This window comes from Limnohabitans sp. WS1, from assembly GCF_003063265.1.
GTDB lineage: Bacteria > Pseudomonadota > Gammaproteobacteria > Burkholderiales > Burkholderiaceae_C > Limnohabitans_A.
In genome coordinates this window covers 40,791-55,155 of the sequence record NZ_NERU01000014.1, presented here as the reverse complement: position 1 = coordinate 55,155, position 14,365 = coordinate 40,791, and the positions used below count along the sequence as shown (strand labels likewise).

Genomic DNA, 14,365 nt, shown 5'->3' with positions numbered 1-14,365 from the left:
TTCACCCCAAGCCCCGCAAGGGGCTTTTTCACGCCCATGCCCCTGAGTGCACTTGCCCTGGTTGTTCTGGCCGGACTCATCCATGCCAGCTGGAACATCGCCGCCAAAAAGGCTGGAGGCGACGTGCGCTTTGTGGCCTTCACCTCGGTGGTTTTGATGCTGTTTTGGGCCCCCGTGGGCCTGTGGATGGGCTGGCAACAAGTGCCCGCTTGGGGTCTGTTGGAGTGGAGCCTGGTGCTGGCCAGTGCCTTGCTGCACATCTTTTACTTCATTGTCTTGTTGCGCGGCTACCGAAAGGCCGACCTGACGGTGGTCTACCCGCTGGCCAGGGGCTCGGGGCCGCTGCTGTCGTCCATGGTGGCGATTTTCTTCCTGGGCGAGCAAATTACTTCGCTGGGCCTCTTCGGCATCTTGGGGGTGGTGGGCGGCGTGTTTTTGATTGCGGGCGGCCCGGGCCTTTGGCAGGCCGCGCAAGACCCTGAGAAGAAAGCGCGTGTGCGCACCGGCATTGTTTATGGCGGCATCACCGGCTTGTTCATTGCCAGCTACACCATGGTCGATGGCTACGCCGTCAAGGTGGCGCTGATGTCGCCCGTTTTGGTGGACTACTTTGGCAATCTGGTGCGGCTGGTTTTTTTGACGCCCACTTTGCTGCGCGACCGCCCAGCCGTGTGGGCGCTGTGGTTGCAGCAGCGGCGCTACGCCTTGATCGTCGGCATCTTCAGCCCTGTGTCGTATGTGCTGGTGCTGTACGCCCTACAGGTGGCTCCGCTATCACATGTGGCCCCGGCGCGTGAAGTGTCCATGCTGTTTGCCGCCTTGCTGGGCGGCCATTTGCTGGGCGAAAAAGACCGGGGGCCGCGCATTGCCGGGGCCGTGCTGATTGCCGCAGGCGTGATGGCTTTGGGGTGGTGAGATGAACCCAACAACACTGATCGGCTGCGACTTCTCCAGCAGCCCCAGCAAACGCAAACCCATCGTGCTGGCGCTGGGCCAGGCCCGGCAGGGCAGGGTGCAGCTGCAAGCCCTGCAAACCTTTGAAACGCTGGCCGCGTTTGGCGACTGGCTCGCGCAGCCCGCCGACTGGGTGGGTGGTTTTGACTTGCCCTTTGGACTGCCGCGTGAATTGGTCGAAAAGCTGGGCTGGTCCACCGACTGGGCCGCCTGCATGGACCATTACTGCGCCTTGGAACGCAGCGACATCCGCGAGCAGTTTGCTGCGTTTTGCAACGCCCGCCCCGTAGGCGGCAAGTTTGCCCACCGCGCTGCCGACCTGCCTGCGGGTTCCAGCCCCTCCATGAAATGGGTCAACCCCCCCGTGGCCTACATGCTGCACGCAGGCGTGCCCCTGCTGCGCCAAGCGGGTGTCCACCTGCCCGGCCTGCATGCAGGCGACGTGCGCCGTGTGGCGTTGGAGGCCTACCCCGGCTTGCTGGCGCGTGAGGTGCTGTGCAACCAGAGCTACAAAAGCGACGACAAAGCCAAACAAACCCCCGAGCGCCTGCTGGCCCGGCGCGAACTCTTGAGTGCGCTGGAGCGCGGCCAGACCCGCTTGGGTCTGCGCCTGGTGGCCAGCAACGCGCTGCTGGGGCGTCTCGCCGACGACGCCAGCGGCGATGCCCTCGACGCCACCTTGTGCCTGATGCAAGCGGCCTGGGCGCAGCAACAGCACGAGGCGGGGCATCCGCAATACGGCTTGCCGCCGTGTGATCCGCTGGAGGGGTGGATCGTGACGGCGTGAGAGGTTTAATTGTTATCTTTGGTATTATTTTATTGTGACATCATGGGTCACGTCATGGATCAAGTCATGGGTCACTGGAGCCGCTGCCGGTTGGCTGTTGGCCAAACAGCCACGATGCTCCGTTTCATCCGTCCAAGCCAGAGACAGCCACATCACCATGCGCACAGCCGACAAACACCGTGGCCGTGGCGCTGGTCGTGCTTTGCTTATTCGAGTGGTGGAAACGGCGATGCAGCGCGGCGATCGAAAATTGAGCTTGGAAACAGGGACACATCCCGCATTTATGCCCGCACAGCAGCTGTACCTGAGCATGGGTTTCAAGCTCTCAGCACCGTTCGCAGATTACGAGGCCAACGCGCACAGTTTGTTCATGGAACTGGCGCTTGTGAATCGGGACCTGTGAGGCAATAGGGATCAAGTTGAAAGTACTGTCTGCATCTATGGAAATTGAAAATGCACCCCCAAAATTTAACCGCTCACACCGCCATCCTGGTCATTGATGTCCAACAAGGCCTGTGCGAAGGCCCTGATGCAGCGCACGATTGTCCCGGCACCATTGAGCGCATCAACGCCGTCACGCAGCGGGCTCGCGCTGCGGGCCTTCCGGTGTTTTTCGTTCAGCACGAGTCGAGTGCAGGCGATCTGGAGCACGACAGCCGTGAGTGGCAATTGGCGACAGGCTTGAAGGTGCAGGCCGGTGATCGGCGCATTCGCAAAACCACGCCTGACGCTTTCTTACGCACAGACTTGCATGAGGCTTTGCAAGCGCTGGGCATTAAGGACTTGGTGGTGTGCGGCATGCACACCGAGTTTTGTGTGGACACCACCACGCGCAAGGCCTTGGCGCTGGGCTATCCGGTGGTGTTGGTGTCCGATGCGCACACCTCGGCAGGCAATGCGGCCATCAGTCCGCAGCAGGTCATTGCGCACCACAACGCCACGCTGACCCACATCTCCAGCTTCGGCCCCAGGGTCACGGCGATTGCGCACGATGCGGTTCGGTTTGAGGATGGATCACAGCATGATGCCAACAAGCCCTCAGACCGCTGCTTGGCTTGATCCAATGCAAACGGTCATCCGCAGCGCCCAGCATGAAGATGCTGCCCGCATCGCCGTCTTGGCCACGCAGGTTTGGCTTCACACCTATGCCACAGAGGGCATTTCTGCCGAAATAGCCGACTACACGAGGTCCGAATTCACCCCGGACAAGTACCTGGCCATCCAAAACGATGTTTGGGCCCACATCTGGGTGGCCGAGCGAGGGGCCCACCTCATCGGTTTTGCGGTGCTCCACATGGGCGTTCCGTGTCCGACCCGTGCATCGACGTTGGCGGAGCTTCAGACACTTTATGTGCAAGCGCATTTTGTGGGCCAAGGTGTGGGGCGGCAGCTTTTGACTGTGGCCGAAAAATGGGCCTTCGATCTGGCAGGCATGCCGCTTTGGTTGACGGTCAATGCCCACAATGCACAAGCCATCGGTTTTTACATGCGCCAAGGCTTTACAAAGCAGGGAACGACAGATTTTGTGCTGGGTGACCAGCGCCATGAAAATCTTGTCTTGATCGGTCGCACACCACCATGCACATAAGCCCACTCACCGCCACAAACGCCAAGGCCTGGCCCGCAAACTGATGCGTGCAGCTGTTGAGCATGGCATGACGCGTCAAGGTCTTCGCGTGCTTCAACTGGAAGTGACGCAAGGCAATGCCCCGGCAGAGCAGCTTGATCAAAGTCTGGGTTTTGAGCCTTTTGGGGTGGATCCGATGGCCGTTTTGACCGCCAACAGATACCAGTCCAAAGTCCACATGTAGCTGGATCTAGCCTTGGCAAAAGATCAAGCCTGAAAGTTCAGATGCGATGAAAGCCAGCAACCGATTCCAGCAAGCGGCTCAGATGGCGCTGAAGTCGGATGGATTGGCGACAATCGCTGCTGCACACAAGTGAACGAGGACACCCGCCCTATGACCACCCCCGAAAAACCCAAAGGCCCCGCTTCGTACTTCCCGTCCATTGAGAAAAAGTACGGTCAGCCGATCGCGCATTGGCTGGACTTGCTCCCATCGTGCGAGGGCATGAAACACATGGAAATGGTCACCTGGCTCAAGACCGAGCACGGCATGGGCCACGGGCACGCCAATGCCATCGTGGCTTATTGGGTGGCGGCCAAGAAATAACAGTCCATGCGGTACGTCTGCGGATACGGTACGTCTGCGGCATGATGCGGCCATGGCTAGCCCCGTTTTGAATTTGGATCAGCTTCGCCGCTATGCAGTCGGGCGCAGCCTGTTCGCGCCCACAACCTTGACCACGACATTGCAACGCCTGGGTTTTGTGCAGGCTGACCCCTTGCGTGCGCCTGCCCGCGCGCAAGACCTGACGCTGCGCCACCGCGTGGCGGGCTACCGGGTCGGGGATCTTGAGGCGCATTACCCCAAACTGCCCATCGAGGAAGATTTTTTCGTCAACTACGGTTTTGTGCGGCGTGATGTGCACCACCTGATGCACCCACGGACGACCCGAATCGTGTGGTCCGTCGCTCGCATGAAGCAAGCGCACGAGGTGTTGGCGTTTGTGCGCGAGGCGGGCGTTGTCAGACCCGCACAGGTGGATGCCCACTTTGACCATGGGCGCGTGGTCAACTGGTTCGGCGGCAACAGCAAGGCCAGCACCCAACTGCTCGATGGCATGCACTACCGGGGTCTGTTGCGCGTGGTGCGGCGCGAGGGCGGTCAGCGCCTGTACGCTGTTCGCGCGCATGAACCGAGTGGGCTCGACCCCGAGGCCATCATGGACCGGCTGGTCGATGTGATCGTGGCCAAGTACGCCCCTTTGCCTGCAGCCAGTCTGGGGCAGCTCGTCAGCCTGCTGGCGGGTGGTGTTCCGCAGTGGCGACAGCATCGCCAAGCCATGCTTGAAAGAGCGCGCCTGCGTTTGCCCAGTCAAATTGTGGACGGCACGACCTGGTTTTGGCCCGAAGGCGAAAACCCTTCATCGCGCCGCCACGGTGAGGAGGATCAAGTGCGATTGCTGGCACCTTTTGACCCGGTGGTTTGGGACCGCCGCCGCTTTGAGCAGCTGTGGGGCTGGGCCTACCGCTTTGAGGCCTACACCCCTGCTGCCAAGCGGGTGCGTGGTCACTACGCCATGCCTTTGCTTTGGCGCGATCAGGTCATTGGGTGGGCCAACGTCAGTGCCAAGTCCGGTGAGCTGACGCCTGACCTGGGCTTCGTGAACGCAGCCCCCAAGTGCAAGGCCTTTGCTGTGGCCCTGGACGATGAGCTGCACCGCATGGCTGTTTTCTTGAGGCTGAAAGAAGCTTAATGCCCAAAGAGCGCGTCATGCAACTGTGTGCATCTTGAGCCAGTCGCGCAGCGCAGCGTTCATGCGAGTTTGCCATCCTGGGCCGCCTGCGCGAAAGGCGGCCAGCACGTCACGGTCAAACCGTATGGTGGTGGACTCCTTGTCGCTGCCTGTGGGTCGTCCGCGTTGACGCCGGTAAGCCTCGATGCCCACCTGCATTTCTTCGTGCGTCAGCGGTCGATCATCTTCATCTTCACCATCCCATACATAGGGTGTAGCGGTCTGGACTCGTTTTTTTTGCGTCTTGCTTTTGCCCGTCACAGAGGCCTCACGCAATTCAGCGAGCGTCATCGAAGTTGTATTCAAGCCAGTCATGGTAAGCGGTCCTTTCTAGTTCACTCGCGGGTCTAAAGCTGATGATCCTCATCTGGTTTTCACGCGAGATATGCACCACAGACAAGACCGCCAGCACATCAAACACGTAGGCAAATGATTGGCTTCTCAGCTCTTGGTTTCGCACGCTCTGCACGTCTAGGCGATACGGACTGTCCAGTACTGCAACGGCGTCAATGAAGTCCAAACCGTGCTTGGCCAAATTGTTTTGCCGTTTTTCTGGGTCCTAAATTAGGTGCATGGCGGTTTTTTATTGTAGTAACGTCAATATTGAAGTCAAGCAGCAAAAAAAGAACGATGAGCTCCATTGGTAATCTGTTTCATTTCCAAAAATGAAAACTTTTTAAAACATAATTACATCAGGTAATACGATGAAATCCGACCCTTTTCGATAGCCGCTGAGCTTTATTTACCCTCGAGAATGCCCATGACCCTTTTGACCGAACCCATTCGCGAGGCTGCCTGCCGCAGCGTGCTGTGTTGGCTGGCCACGGTGGACGCCGAGGGTCAGCCCAACGTCTCGCCCAAAGAGGTCTGGGCCATTGCCGACGAGCAGCATGTGGTGGTGGCGCACATCGCTTCGCCCATGAGCGCGCGCAACATTGCGCAGCACCCGCAGGTGTGTTTGAGTTTTGTCGATGTGTTTGTGCAAAAGGGCTTCAAGCTGGTGGGTACTGCGCGCGAGGTGCGTGCAGGGGATGCCGAATTTGCAACCTGGGCCAAACCACTGCTGGCCATGGTGGGCCAGCGCTTCACCATCCAAAGCGTGTTGGTGGTTCATGTGCAGTCCGTCACCGCTATCTTGGCACCCAGTTATCGCTTTTACCCGCATGACACCACCGAGGCTTCGCAAGTGGCCTCGGGCATGCGAGCCTACAAGGTCCAAGCTGTAGTAAAGGACAAACCATGAGTTCAATCACCATCCGTCAAGCGGTGTTGGCCGACCTCGATGCCGTGGTCACCCTGTTTGATGGCTATCGCCAGTTTTATGGACAGGCCAGCGATGGCGTGGCTGCACGGCATTTTTTGCAGGCGCGCTTTGAGCATGGGCAATCGGTTGTGCTGTTGGCCGAATCACAAGGGCAAGCTGTGGGCTTTGCGCAGCTGTACCCGAGCTTTTCTTCCGTGTCGATGGCGCGGGTGTTTGTGCTCAACGATTTGTTCGTGTCACCTGCGGCCAGGCGCTTGGGCGTGGGCGAAGCTTTGTTGACAGCTGCTGCCGAGCATGCGCGCCAACTGGGCGCTGTGCGCTTGTCCTTGAACACGGATGTGCAAAATTTGCCAGCACAGGCCTTGTACGAGTCCATGGGCTGGGCGCGTGATCAAAAGTACCACGCCTACCACTTGAGCTTGAATTCGTAAGGGTCAGGTGATCTGAGAATATGTTTCTCAGCACGCGATGCCATGCCTGAAAGGGTGATGGACCCCGGGTCTTCGCCCGGGGTGACAAAAACAGAACTTGCCCAGGTCGTGATCCATGGGTCACTTGGCCTTAGGATGCACAGGGTTGTTCAAATCAATTCAACCAAGTTCATAGGAGAGACCCATGACAACGCAAGGTTTTGTGGTGACACACGCCAAAGATGCGCAGTTCGAGCGCGGTTTGCGCTCGTTTTTTGAGTACCGTGATTTGGGGCTCAACCAGGCCACACAGGGGCGAGTCACGGCCAGTGTGATCCGTGCCGCAGGGGAGCATGAGTTTTCCAGCCAACCGCACTTGCATGTCACCGAGTTTCAGCTGGTCTATGTGCTCAAGGGCTGGATCGAGTTTGAATACGAAGGGCAGGGTGCCGTTCGGCTGGAAGCGGGTTCGTGTGTGCACCAACCGCCGGGTATCCGGCATCGCGAACTCGGGCACAGTGAAGATCTGGAATTGCTCGAAGTGGTGCTGCCCGCCGACTTCAAGACCGAGACGGTCGACAGCGTCAACCCCTGAACGAAAGCGCCCATGTTCCGCAGTTTTTTTCTCTCACGCCGCTGGGCCTTGTGGGCCTGGGGTGGTTTGCTGGTCTTGGTGGCGCTGGTGTTCATCACCGTGCAGCAAACCGTCAAGCTGAACGCTTGGTATGGCGAGTTTTATGACCTGTTGCAAAAGCCAGAACAAGCCGGTGGTCTGGAGAAGTTCTGGGGATTCATGTGGCAGTTTGCGTGGATTGCCTTTCCGTTCATGTTGCTGCGCAGCTTGGAGACGTATCTGGCTTCTCACTTCGCTTTTCGTTGGCGTCAGGCGTTGACCGAGGCATACCTGCCTCGCTGGCAACGTACCGACGCGACGGTGGAGGGCGCATCGCAGCGCATTCAGGAGGACTGCATGCGCTTTGCCCGACAGACCGAAAACTTAGGCCTGGGCTTGGTGCGTGCGCTGCTCACGCTGGTGTCGTTCATTCCGATTTTGTGGGCTTTGTCCGCGGGCATGGCGATTGCGTGGCTTCAGTTTGAGGGTTCGCTGTTTTGGGTGGCGTTGGCCACGGCGCTGGGCGGCACAGTCATTTCGTGGTTTGTGGGCATTCGTCTGCCGGGGCTGGAGTACAACAACCAGAGGACCGAGGCTGCGCTGCGCAAGGACCTGGTGTTTGCCGAAGACGAGCGCAGCCGCATGCATTTGCCCACGGTGCTGGAGTTGTTCATGGGGGTGCGGCTGAACAATTTCCGGCTGTTCAACCATTACGCCTACTTTCATTTATGGAGCAATTTTTACGGCCAGATGATGGTGATTTTTCCGTTCTTGCTCATGGGGCCATCGCTGTTCACGGGTTTGATCACCTTGGGGGTGATCCAGCAAGTGAGCAATGCCTTTGGCAAGGTCAATGACGCCTTCTCTTACCTGATCGAACGCTGGACTGACATCACCGAGCTGCGCTCTATTTACAAGCGTTTGTCGGAGTTCGAGAAAGCGCTGGCCTGATACAAGGCTTTGAAATGGTTTATTTGTGATCTTTGGTTTTCATTTGTCGATTGCATGGGTACACTTCAAGTCCGTTTTCAACCTTCATGGCAGGACTTACATGTGCTCAGCGACTCGCTCATTTTTGAACAGGCCCGTGGTTTTTCGACTGTTGCGTGCCACGCCCAAGGTTTTTTGGGGTTGTAGTTTGGCTTTGACTGTGCAGGTGTCAGCACAAACGGGATGGCGTGGTACCACGGCGGTGCCCCCCAGTTCCGCGCCCGCTGCTCGGTCCAGCATTGCGGCTTCGACGCCAGCGCCCTTGAACACGGCACCCGCGCCCGAAGCCACTCGCTTGGGTGAGGGGTCTTTGCAAATGTTCGGAGTTCGATTGAGCACGGCCACGCGCGAGGACATGCGCCAGGCCATCCGCAGGGAAGGCTTGGCGGTTCAACGCGAGGATGAGGCTTTCAGTGAGGACATTTATGAGGCCTCCAATTTGATGCCTGGCTTGCTTCAGCTGAAGTTCAGTTACGCCCGAGATGGGCAAAAGCTGGCGAGGGTGGAATATGTGTTCACCACTTTTTCGGACAATGCGCATGTGGGCGAGTTGATGACACGCATTGAGAGCCGTTTTGGACGTCCGCAGCGTGTGACAGGGCGCGAAGAAAGTGGTCCCTACCACGCAGTTTGGCGATTGCCCGATCAAATGGAGGTGTTCGTGGGCCGTGAGTGGCCTCAAAAAACCACTTACCTCAAGTTTTTCAATGTATCGGTTTTGGGCTCAGCCTCTGCGGATTCAGAGCGAGAGTCATTGCAACCCAAGATGGGCAAAGCCCAAAACATCCACGCCTTGCCTTTGTGGGTGGCCCGCTGATGGCGAGACTCAAATGGCTGCTGCCCCAATGTCGTTGGGCAAAGGCGTCAGTTGGGCCAGTGATTGAAGGGTCTCTGCGTCGGTGCGGTAAAGCTTGATGTAAGGGCTTTCCTTCAGCTCACCCGCTCGGCGTAAGGTGGTTTCCACTGGGAGTTTGATACCGCTGATGTGCAGTGTGATGCCCCTGCTGGCCAGTTGGCGCTGCAGCTGCCCAAAGGTGTCCACGCCCGTCACATCCATGCGGTTGATGGGCTGGGCAAACAAGCAAACATGCATCACATCGGGGTGGCGTGCCAAGTGGTCGGTGATGGCCCGGTCAAAATCACTGGCCGCAGCAAAGTCAAGCTCCGCGTCCATGCGCAGTGCGTACAGCTGAGGAGCCAAGGGGGGCAATTTCCACAGATGTCGGTCGCGCAGGCTGCCGTCGGGGTGCAAGCCCACCTCGATGATGCGCGGGTGCAGACGGGTGTGCAAAAAGTGGCTCAGGCCCACCAACACCCCCGTCATCACGCCCCAATAGATGCGTGGCGCGGTCAACAAGGTCATGGCAAAGGTGATGCCAGCCGTCATGGTCTCGATGCGGCCTACGCGCCAAAGGTTCAAAAACTGGCGGGGTTGAAACAAATTGAGCACGGCCACGATCACAGCCGCTGACATGACCGAGCGCGGCACGTATTGCAGCGCGGGCATGAGGATGAGCAAAGCCAGCAGCACAAAGCCGACCGAGGCGACCACCGCCCAACCCGAACGGGCCCCGGCATAAAGCATGAGGGCCGAGCGTGAAAAAGATGTGCTGGTGGCAAAGCTGCCCGAAAAAGCCGAGGCGATTTTGGCCAAACCTTGGCTGAACAGTTCGGTGCTGTCGTCCCAGCGTTTACCGTCGCGGCGGCACTCGATTCGGGCGCTGGAGGCGGTTTCCAGAAAGCTGACCAGCGCAATCACCAAGGCGGGCACCCACAGCTGGTTGAGCATGTCCAGGCCCGGCCATTGCGGCCAATAAAAATCGGGCAAGCCTGAGGGCAGCAGGCCGACCACTGCGCCATGGTTTTGATAATCGGTGGCATAGGCGATGGCCGAGGCCAGGCCCATGACGATCATGATGCCCGGCCAGCGGGGTTTGAATCGTCGCAGCAGCAACAGCACCACCAAGCTGCCGAGCCCGAACAGCGCAGGCCAACTGAGCAACCAAATGGGCCAGGTTTGGATGTCCCAGCTCCAGGCTTTCACGCCCAGCAAGCCAGGCACTTGTGAGGCCATGATCAGCAATGAGGCCGCCTGTGTGAAGCCTGTCATGACCGGGGCACTGACCAGGTTGATGAGCCAGCCGTAGTGCCCCAGACCCAGCAGAAGTTGAATGGCCCCTGAAAGCAGGGCAAGCCACACGGCCAGCGCCACCCATTCTGGCGAGCCAGGTTCGGCCATGCCTGTGAGCGAGGCGCCAATCAACACACAGGTCAAGGCCGCAGGCCCCACGGACAGCCTGTTGGCGCTGCCAAAGAGCACCGCCAGCAAAGCGGGAATCAAGCAGGTGTAGAGGCCAGTGACCAAGGGCATGCCGGCCAGGCCCGCATAAGCCACAGCCTGAGGGATCATGACCAATGCCACCGTCAGACCGGCCAAGACCTCGGTTCGGGCCAGCGAGTCCGTCAGGCGTGGCCACTGGCGAAAAGTTAAAAATCGTTGCATACCAGCCATGGCCGATCTTAGCCGCCAAGGCTTCAGCGCTGAGGCATGTCTTTGACCGAGTAGCCCAGGCTGACGGTGGCGTCTTCGGGGATCGCGGGCACGGTGGCGTCCCACGCCTCCCACGCGTCACGCATGGCTCGCAGGCGCTCGGCTTGGCGACCGCCCAGGTTGGCGCGTTCGCGTTCGTCGGCCGGGATGTTGAACAGGTAGTCGTTGCCATCCACCCGCAGGTATTTGTAGTCGCCCATGCGCAAGGCGCGCTGGCCCCGGTGGTTCATGCGCCAGTACAGGGGGCGGTCAAACTGGTGCTTTGCATCGCGCAGCACGGGGGCCAAAGACACGCCGTCAAAGGGCAAGTCGTCTTGGGCCTTGGTGCCCGCCAGATCGACCATGGTGGCCGACCAGTCCATGGTCATGCAGTGCTGGGCCGAGGTGCCGCCGGGTGCGATGACGGCCGGCCAGTGGGCGATCCACGGCACGCGGATGCCGCCTTCGGTCAGGTCCATCTTGCCGCCGACCAGGGGCCAGTTGTCCGAAAAGCGTTCGCCGCCGTTGTCGCTGGTGAAGACGATCAGGGTGTTGTCGAGCTGCCCGGTTTTTCTCAAAGCGTCCACCACCCAGCCAATGCCTTCGTCCATGTGGTGGATCATGCGCTGGTAGGTGTGGATGTTGCCGCCATGCAGGTGGAACAGGTTGTCCTTGACCTCTTGCGCCAGCGCATGGTCTTCGCGGGTTTCCCAGGGCCAGTGCGGCGCGGTGTAGTGCAGGCTCAAAAAGAAGGGGGTGCCTTGCTCAGCGCCCGGGGCCATGCGTTCAACATAGTCCACCGCACGCTTGGACAGCATGTCGGTCAAGTAACCGTCTTCAGGGGTTTCGTCTTCGCCCGTGAACAGGTCGTGTGCCCCGCTGGAGGCGCAATGCGTGAAGTAGTCCACCCCGCCCGACATGGGGCCAAAGAACTCCTCGTAGCCTGATTTGAGCGGGCTGAAGTGAGGCGGGTAACCCAAATGCCATTTGCCGATCAAGGCGGTGCGGTAGCCACTGGCCTTGAGCAGCGAGGGCAGCGTGGCGTGTTCGGGCGGCAGGCCCAACACGGCGCTGCCACGGCTGCGGCTGTTGATGGGCTCGTCGGCCCCGCCGCGCAAGCGGTACTGGTAGCGGGCTGTCATGAGCGCAAAGCGGGTGGGCGAACACACGGGCGAGTTGGAATAACCCTGTGTGAACTTGAGACCCGCTGCAGCGAGCTGGTCGAGCACGGGCGAGACCTTGCCGAACTTGGCGTCGCGGCCGCCATAGCAGCCGAGATCGGCAAAGCCGAGGTCGTCGGCGACGATAAAGATGATGTTGGGGCGTTGGGTGGTCATAGGTGTGTTGGCGCTTGACTGAAAGATCAAACTCAATCGACTTTCATGCCCGTGGCTCGGATCACACGGCCGTAGTGGTCTGAGAGCTTTTTCAGGCGTTCAGAGGCGGCCGCGCCCGTGAGGCCTTCATAAGTCATGTCCAGATCCTTCAGGCGGGTTTGCAACTCGGGTCGTCCCAGGGCCTCTGTGATGGCTTTGGCCATGGTCTGCATCAAGGGGGCGGGTGTGTTGGCGGGGGCCATGACCACGTAAAGCACTTCGCTTTCCAGGTCTTTGAAGCCTGCTTCGGCCACAGTGGGCACCTCAGGGGCCAAGCGCGAGCGCTGACGTCCGGTCACGGCCAGCGCAGTGATTTTGCCGCCTTTGACATGGGGCATCATGCCCGGAGTGGCCAATGTGCCGCCATCGACTTCGCCAGATACCACCGCCATGACGGCTGGCGAATTGCCTCGGTAGGGCACATGCACCAGACGTGTTGCGGCGGACACATTGCTCATATTGACCCAGAGGTGCCCGGGTGAGCCATTGCCCCCAGAGCTGAAGTTCAGACTGCGCTCACGCGCGACTTGCATGAAGTCTTTCACCGTTTTGATGCCAGAACTGGGGTGAACACCCAGCAACAAGGCTGAACTGGAAATCACAAGCAGTGGTTTGAGGTCAGCCTCTTTGAAGGCCATGGTTTTGTAAATGTGCGGGTTGATCGTGTGGGTGGTGTCAATTCCCCACAGCAAGGTGTGCCCATCGACGCTGGATTTGGCCACTTGGTCGGCACCCACATTGCCCGCTGCGCCAGGTTTGTTTTCAACCGTGAAGGGTTGATTGAACTGCTTTTGAAGCACATCGCCCACGGCGCGTGCCAAGATGTCAGACGGGCCGCCAGGTGGAAAACTGTTGATAAAGCGTACAGGTTTGTTCGGCCAAGGCGCATTTTGGGCTTGAAGGCTGCCTGTCAAAGAAAGTAAAAGGCCTGCCAACAAGGCTGTGCGTCGTATAAGGAGTGCGGTCATGGACTGATTTCCGTGTAATTCGTGAGGGTTAATCGAGTTGAACGCCTGTGGCTTTGATGGGTTTTTCCCAGCGAGCCAGGTCAGTTTTTTGTGCTTTGGCCAGATCGGCCGAACTCGAACCAATGGGCTCATAGCCGAGCTTGAGCATCTTGTCTTTCATGGCAGGATCGCGGGCGACTCTCATCATGGCTTTTTCCAGTCGGGTGAGCGCATCGCCGTTCAGGCCCGCTGGGCCATACATGGCAAACCAAGCGGTGGCTTCCATTTGGATTCCCGATTCTTTGAGTGTGGGCACTTCGGGGACCTGCGGGTCGCGCTGGCTACCGGTCACGGCAATGATTCTGACTTTGCCGGTGCGATGCATTTCAGCGGTTTCGGAGACGACATCAAACTTGTAGCCAATGTGACCCCCCAACAAGGCGTTGTTGGCCGGGGCACCTCCTTGAAATGGAATGTGGTTCAGGCCAATGCCTGCGGACTGCTCCATCAGAACCCCCATGAAATGGGGCAGAGTGCCCGCACCAGGCGTGCCGTAACTGGCCGTATTGGGATCGGTTTTGGCTTTGGCGATCATCTCCGCCACGCTTTTGACGTTCGAGGAAGGGCCAGACACCACGCCAAACTGAAAGCGGGCGATTTGAGAAATGGGTGTGAAGTCCTTGACTGCGTCATAGTCGAGTTTTTTGTAGACGTGTGGAAACAACACCATCGGACCACTGGGCAAAATGATCACGGTTTGCCCATCAGGCTTGGCCGTTTTCACGGCATTCAAGGCGATACGCCCACCTGCGCCGGGTTTGTTGTCGACCACGATGGTGCCAACGTCATCGCGCAGCGCTTCGGCCACCATGCGGGCCAAAATGTCGGCCGATCCGCCGGGCGGAAAGCCCACCACGATCTTCAGAGGCGGCTTGTCTTGGGCATGAATTTGAGGTGAAAGCATGGCCAAACACAAGGCAGTCAAGCCCAAGCTTGTGCGTGTCAATGCCTTGGTGCGGCTCAGGATGAGTTGGCGGATGGTATTCATGAAGGTCTCCGGATGACGGGCTTTAAAGTCTTTTTATAGAAAATTCAAGTTCATCCACAATGTAACGCCCCGATCGACAATTGATC

The 14,365-nt window shown here is 59.0% G+C and carries 18 protein-coding genes and 2 pseudogenes; 13 read left to right on the top strand and 7 right to left on the bottom strand.

What is annotated here, in order from left to right:
- Positions 1-36 precede the first annotated feature (36 nt).
- From B9Z48_RS15735 to B9Z48_RS15700, 8 genes and pseudogenes are all read left to right on the top strand, one after another.
- The gene (locus tag B9Z48_RS15735; protein ID WP_108379651.1) at positions 37-915 is read left to right on the top strand and encodes a DMT family transporter; all 879 of its coding nucleotides are present in this window, start codon (positions 37-39) and stop codon (positions 913-915) included.
- 1 nt (position 916) lies between these two features.
- Complete coding sequence (locus B9Z48_RS15730; RefSeq protein ID WP_108379649.1) at positions 917-1,741, top strand: DUF429 domain-containing protein; 825 nt, start codon at positions 917-919, stop codon at positions 1,739-1,741.
- A 34-nt stretch (positions 1,742-1,775) separates the two neighbouring features.
- On the top strand, positions 1,776-2,144 hold the full coding sequence (locus tag B9Z48_RS15725; protein ID WP_255419495.1) for an N-acetyltransferase: 369 nt from the start codon (positions 1,776-1,778) through the stop codon (positions 2,142-2,144).
- 50 nt (positions 2,145-2,194) lie between these two features.
- Entirely contained in the window at positions 2,195-2,800 is a 606-nt protein-coding gene (locus B9Z48_RS15720; protein ID WP_108379645.1) for a cysteine hydrolase family protein, read from the top strand.
- 4 nt (positions 2,801-2,804) lie between these two features.
- Positions 2,805-3,329 (top strand): GNAT family N-acetyltransferase, encoded by a 525-nt coding sequence (locus tag B9Z48_RS15715; RefSeq protein WP_158273293.1) that lies wholly within the window; start codon positions 2,805-2,807, stop codon positions 3,327-3,329.
- A gap of 22 nt (positions 3,330-3,351) precedes the next feature.
- Positions 3,352-3,552, top strand: a pseudogene (locus B9Z48_RS15710) (GNAT family N-acetyltransferase); the annotation flags it as partial.
- Between the two features lie 150 nt (positions 3,553-3,702).
- Complete coding sequence (locus tag B9Z48_RS15705) at positions 3,703-3,915, top strand: DUF4287 domain-containing protein (RefSeq protein ID WP_108379639.1); 213 nt, start codon at positions 3,703-3,705, stop codon at positions 3,913-3,915.
- Positions 3,916-3,967: 52 nt separating this feature from the next.
- Complete coding sequence (locus B9Z48_RS15700) at positions 3,968-5,062, top strand: crosslink repair DNA glycosylase YcaQ family protein (RefSeq protein ID WP_108379637.1); 1,095 nt, start codon at positions 3,968-3,970, stop codon at positions 5,060-5,062.
- A 15-nt stretch (positions 5,063-5,077) separates the two neighbouring features.
- Here B9Z48_RS15700 and B9Z48_RS15695 read toward each other — a convergent pair whose 3' ends face one another.
- Both B9Z48_RS15695 and B9Z48_RS15690 read right to left on the bottom strand, forming a co-directional pair.
- Positions 5,078-5,416: a BrnA antitoxin family protein gene (locus tag B9Z48_RS15695; protein WP_089959762.1), complete on the bottom strand. Its 339-nt coding sequence runs from the start codon at positions 5,414-5,416 to the stop codon at positions 5,078-5,080.
- Positions 5,379-5,648 (bottom strand): annotated as a pseudogene (locus tag B9Z48_RS15690) (BrnT family toxin); the annotation flags it as partial. The gene B9Z48_RS15695 and the pseudogene B9Z48_RS15690, both read right to left, overlap by 38 nt.
- Positions 5,649-5,861: 213 nt before the next feature.
- Here B9Z48_RS15690 and B9Z48_RS15685 point away from each other — a divergent pair.
- The 4 genes from B9Z48_RS15685 to B9Z48_RS15670 all read left to right on the top strand — a co-directional run bounded on the left by B9Z48_RS15685 (position 5,862) and on the right by B9Z48_RS15670 (position 8,339).
- Positions 5,862-6,344, top strand: coding sequence for a pyridoxamine 5'-phosphate oxidase family protein (locus tag B9Z48_RS15685; protein WP_108379743.1), 483 nt, complete (start codon positions 5,862-5,864; stop codon positions 6,342-6,344).
- Positions 6,341-6,796 (top strand): GNAT family N-acetyltransferase, encoded by a 456-nt coding sequence (locus tag B9Z48_RS15680; protein WP_108379635.1) that lies wholly within the window; start codon positions 6,341-6,343, stop codon positions 6,794-6,796. Before B9Z48_RS15685 ends, B9Z48_RS15680 begins: the two co-directional genes overlap by 4 nt.
- A 184-nt stretch (positions 6,797-6,980) precedes the next feature.
- Positions 6,981-7,370, top strand: coding sequence for a cupin domain-containing protein (locus B9Z48_RS15675; protein WP_108379633.1), 390 nt, complete (start codon positions 6,981-6,983; stop codon positions 7,368-7,370).
- Positions 7,371-7,382: 12 nt separating this feature from the next.
- The gene (locus B9Z48_RS15670; protein ID WP_108379631.1) at positions 7,383-8,339 is read left to right on the top strand and encodes a putative transporter; all 957 of its coding nucleotides are present in this window, start codon (positions 7,383-7,385) and stop codon (positions 8,337-8,339) included.
- A 96-nt stretch (positions 8,340-8,435) separates the two neighbouring features.
- Here the strand turns inward: B9Z48_RS15670 and B9Z48_RS15665 are convergent, their stop codons facing one another.
- Positions 8,436-8,735 carry a hypothetical protein gene (locus B9Z48_RS15665; protein ID WP_146186315.1) on the bottom strand — a complete coding sequence of 100 codons (300 nt, stop codon included), beginning with the start codon at positions 8,733-8,735 and terminating at the stop codon, positions 8,436-8,438.
- Here B9Z48_RS15665 and B9Z48_RS15660 point away from each other — a divergent pair.
- Complete coding sequence (locus B9Z48_RS15660) at positions 8,710-9,195, top strand: hypothetical protein (protein ID WP_146186314.1); 486 nt, start codon at positions 8,710-8,712, stop codon at positions 9,193-9,195. The two genes, B9Z48_RS15665 and B9Z48_RS15660, sit on opposite strands and share 26 nt — an antisense overlap.
- 9 nt (positions 9,196-9,204) lie before the next feature.
- On the opposite strand, the gene B9Z48_RS15655 is transcribed toward B9Z48_RS15660, so the two are convergent.
- Genes B9Z48_RS15655 through B9Z48_RS15640 form a run of 4 tightly spaced genes read right to left on the bottom strand, consistent with a single transcriptional unit; the run spans position 9,205 to position 14,279 of the window.
- Positions 9,205-10,890: a SulP family inorganic anion transporter gene (locus tag B9Z48_RS15655; protein WP_108379625.1), complete on the bottom strand. Its 1,686-nt coding sequence runs from the start codon at positions 10,888-10,890 to the stop codon at positions 9,205-9,207.
- A 23-nt stretch (positions 10,891-10,913) separates the two neighbouring features.
- On the bottom strand, positions 10,914-12,245 hold the full coding sequence (locus B9Z48_RS15650; RefSeq protein ID WP_108379623.1) for a sulfatase: 1,332 nt from the start codon (positions 12,243-12,245) through the stop codon (positions 10,914-10,916).
- Between the two features lie 32 nt (positions 12,246-12,277).
- Positions 12,278-13,252 (bottom strand): tripartite tricarboxylate transporter substrate binding protein, encoded by a 975-nt coding sequence (locus B9Z48_RS15645; protein WP_108379621.1) that lies wholly within the window; start codon positions 13,250-13,252, stop codon positions 12,278-12,280.
- Between the two features lie 28 nt (positions 13,253-13,280).
- Positions 13,281-14,279 (bottom strand): tripartite tricarboxylate transporter substrate binding protein, encoded by a 999-nt coding sequence (locus tag B9Z48_RS15640; RefSeq protein ID WP_108379619.1) that lies wholly within the window; start codon positions 14,277-14,279, stop codon positions 13,281-13,283.
- Positions 14,280-14,365: the final 86 nt, after the last annotated feature.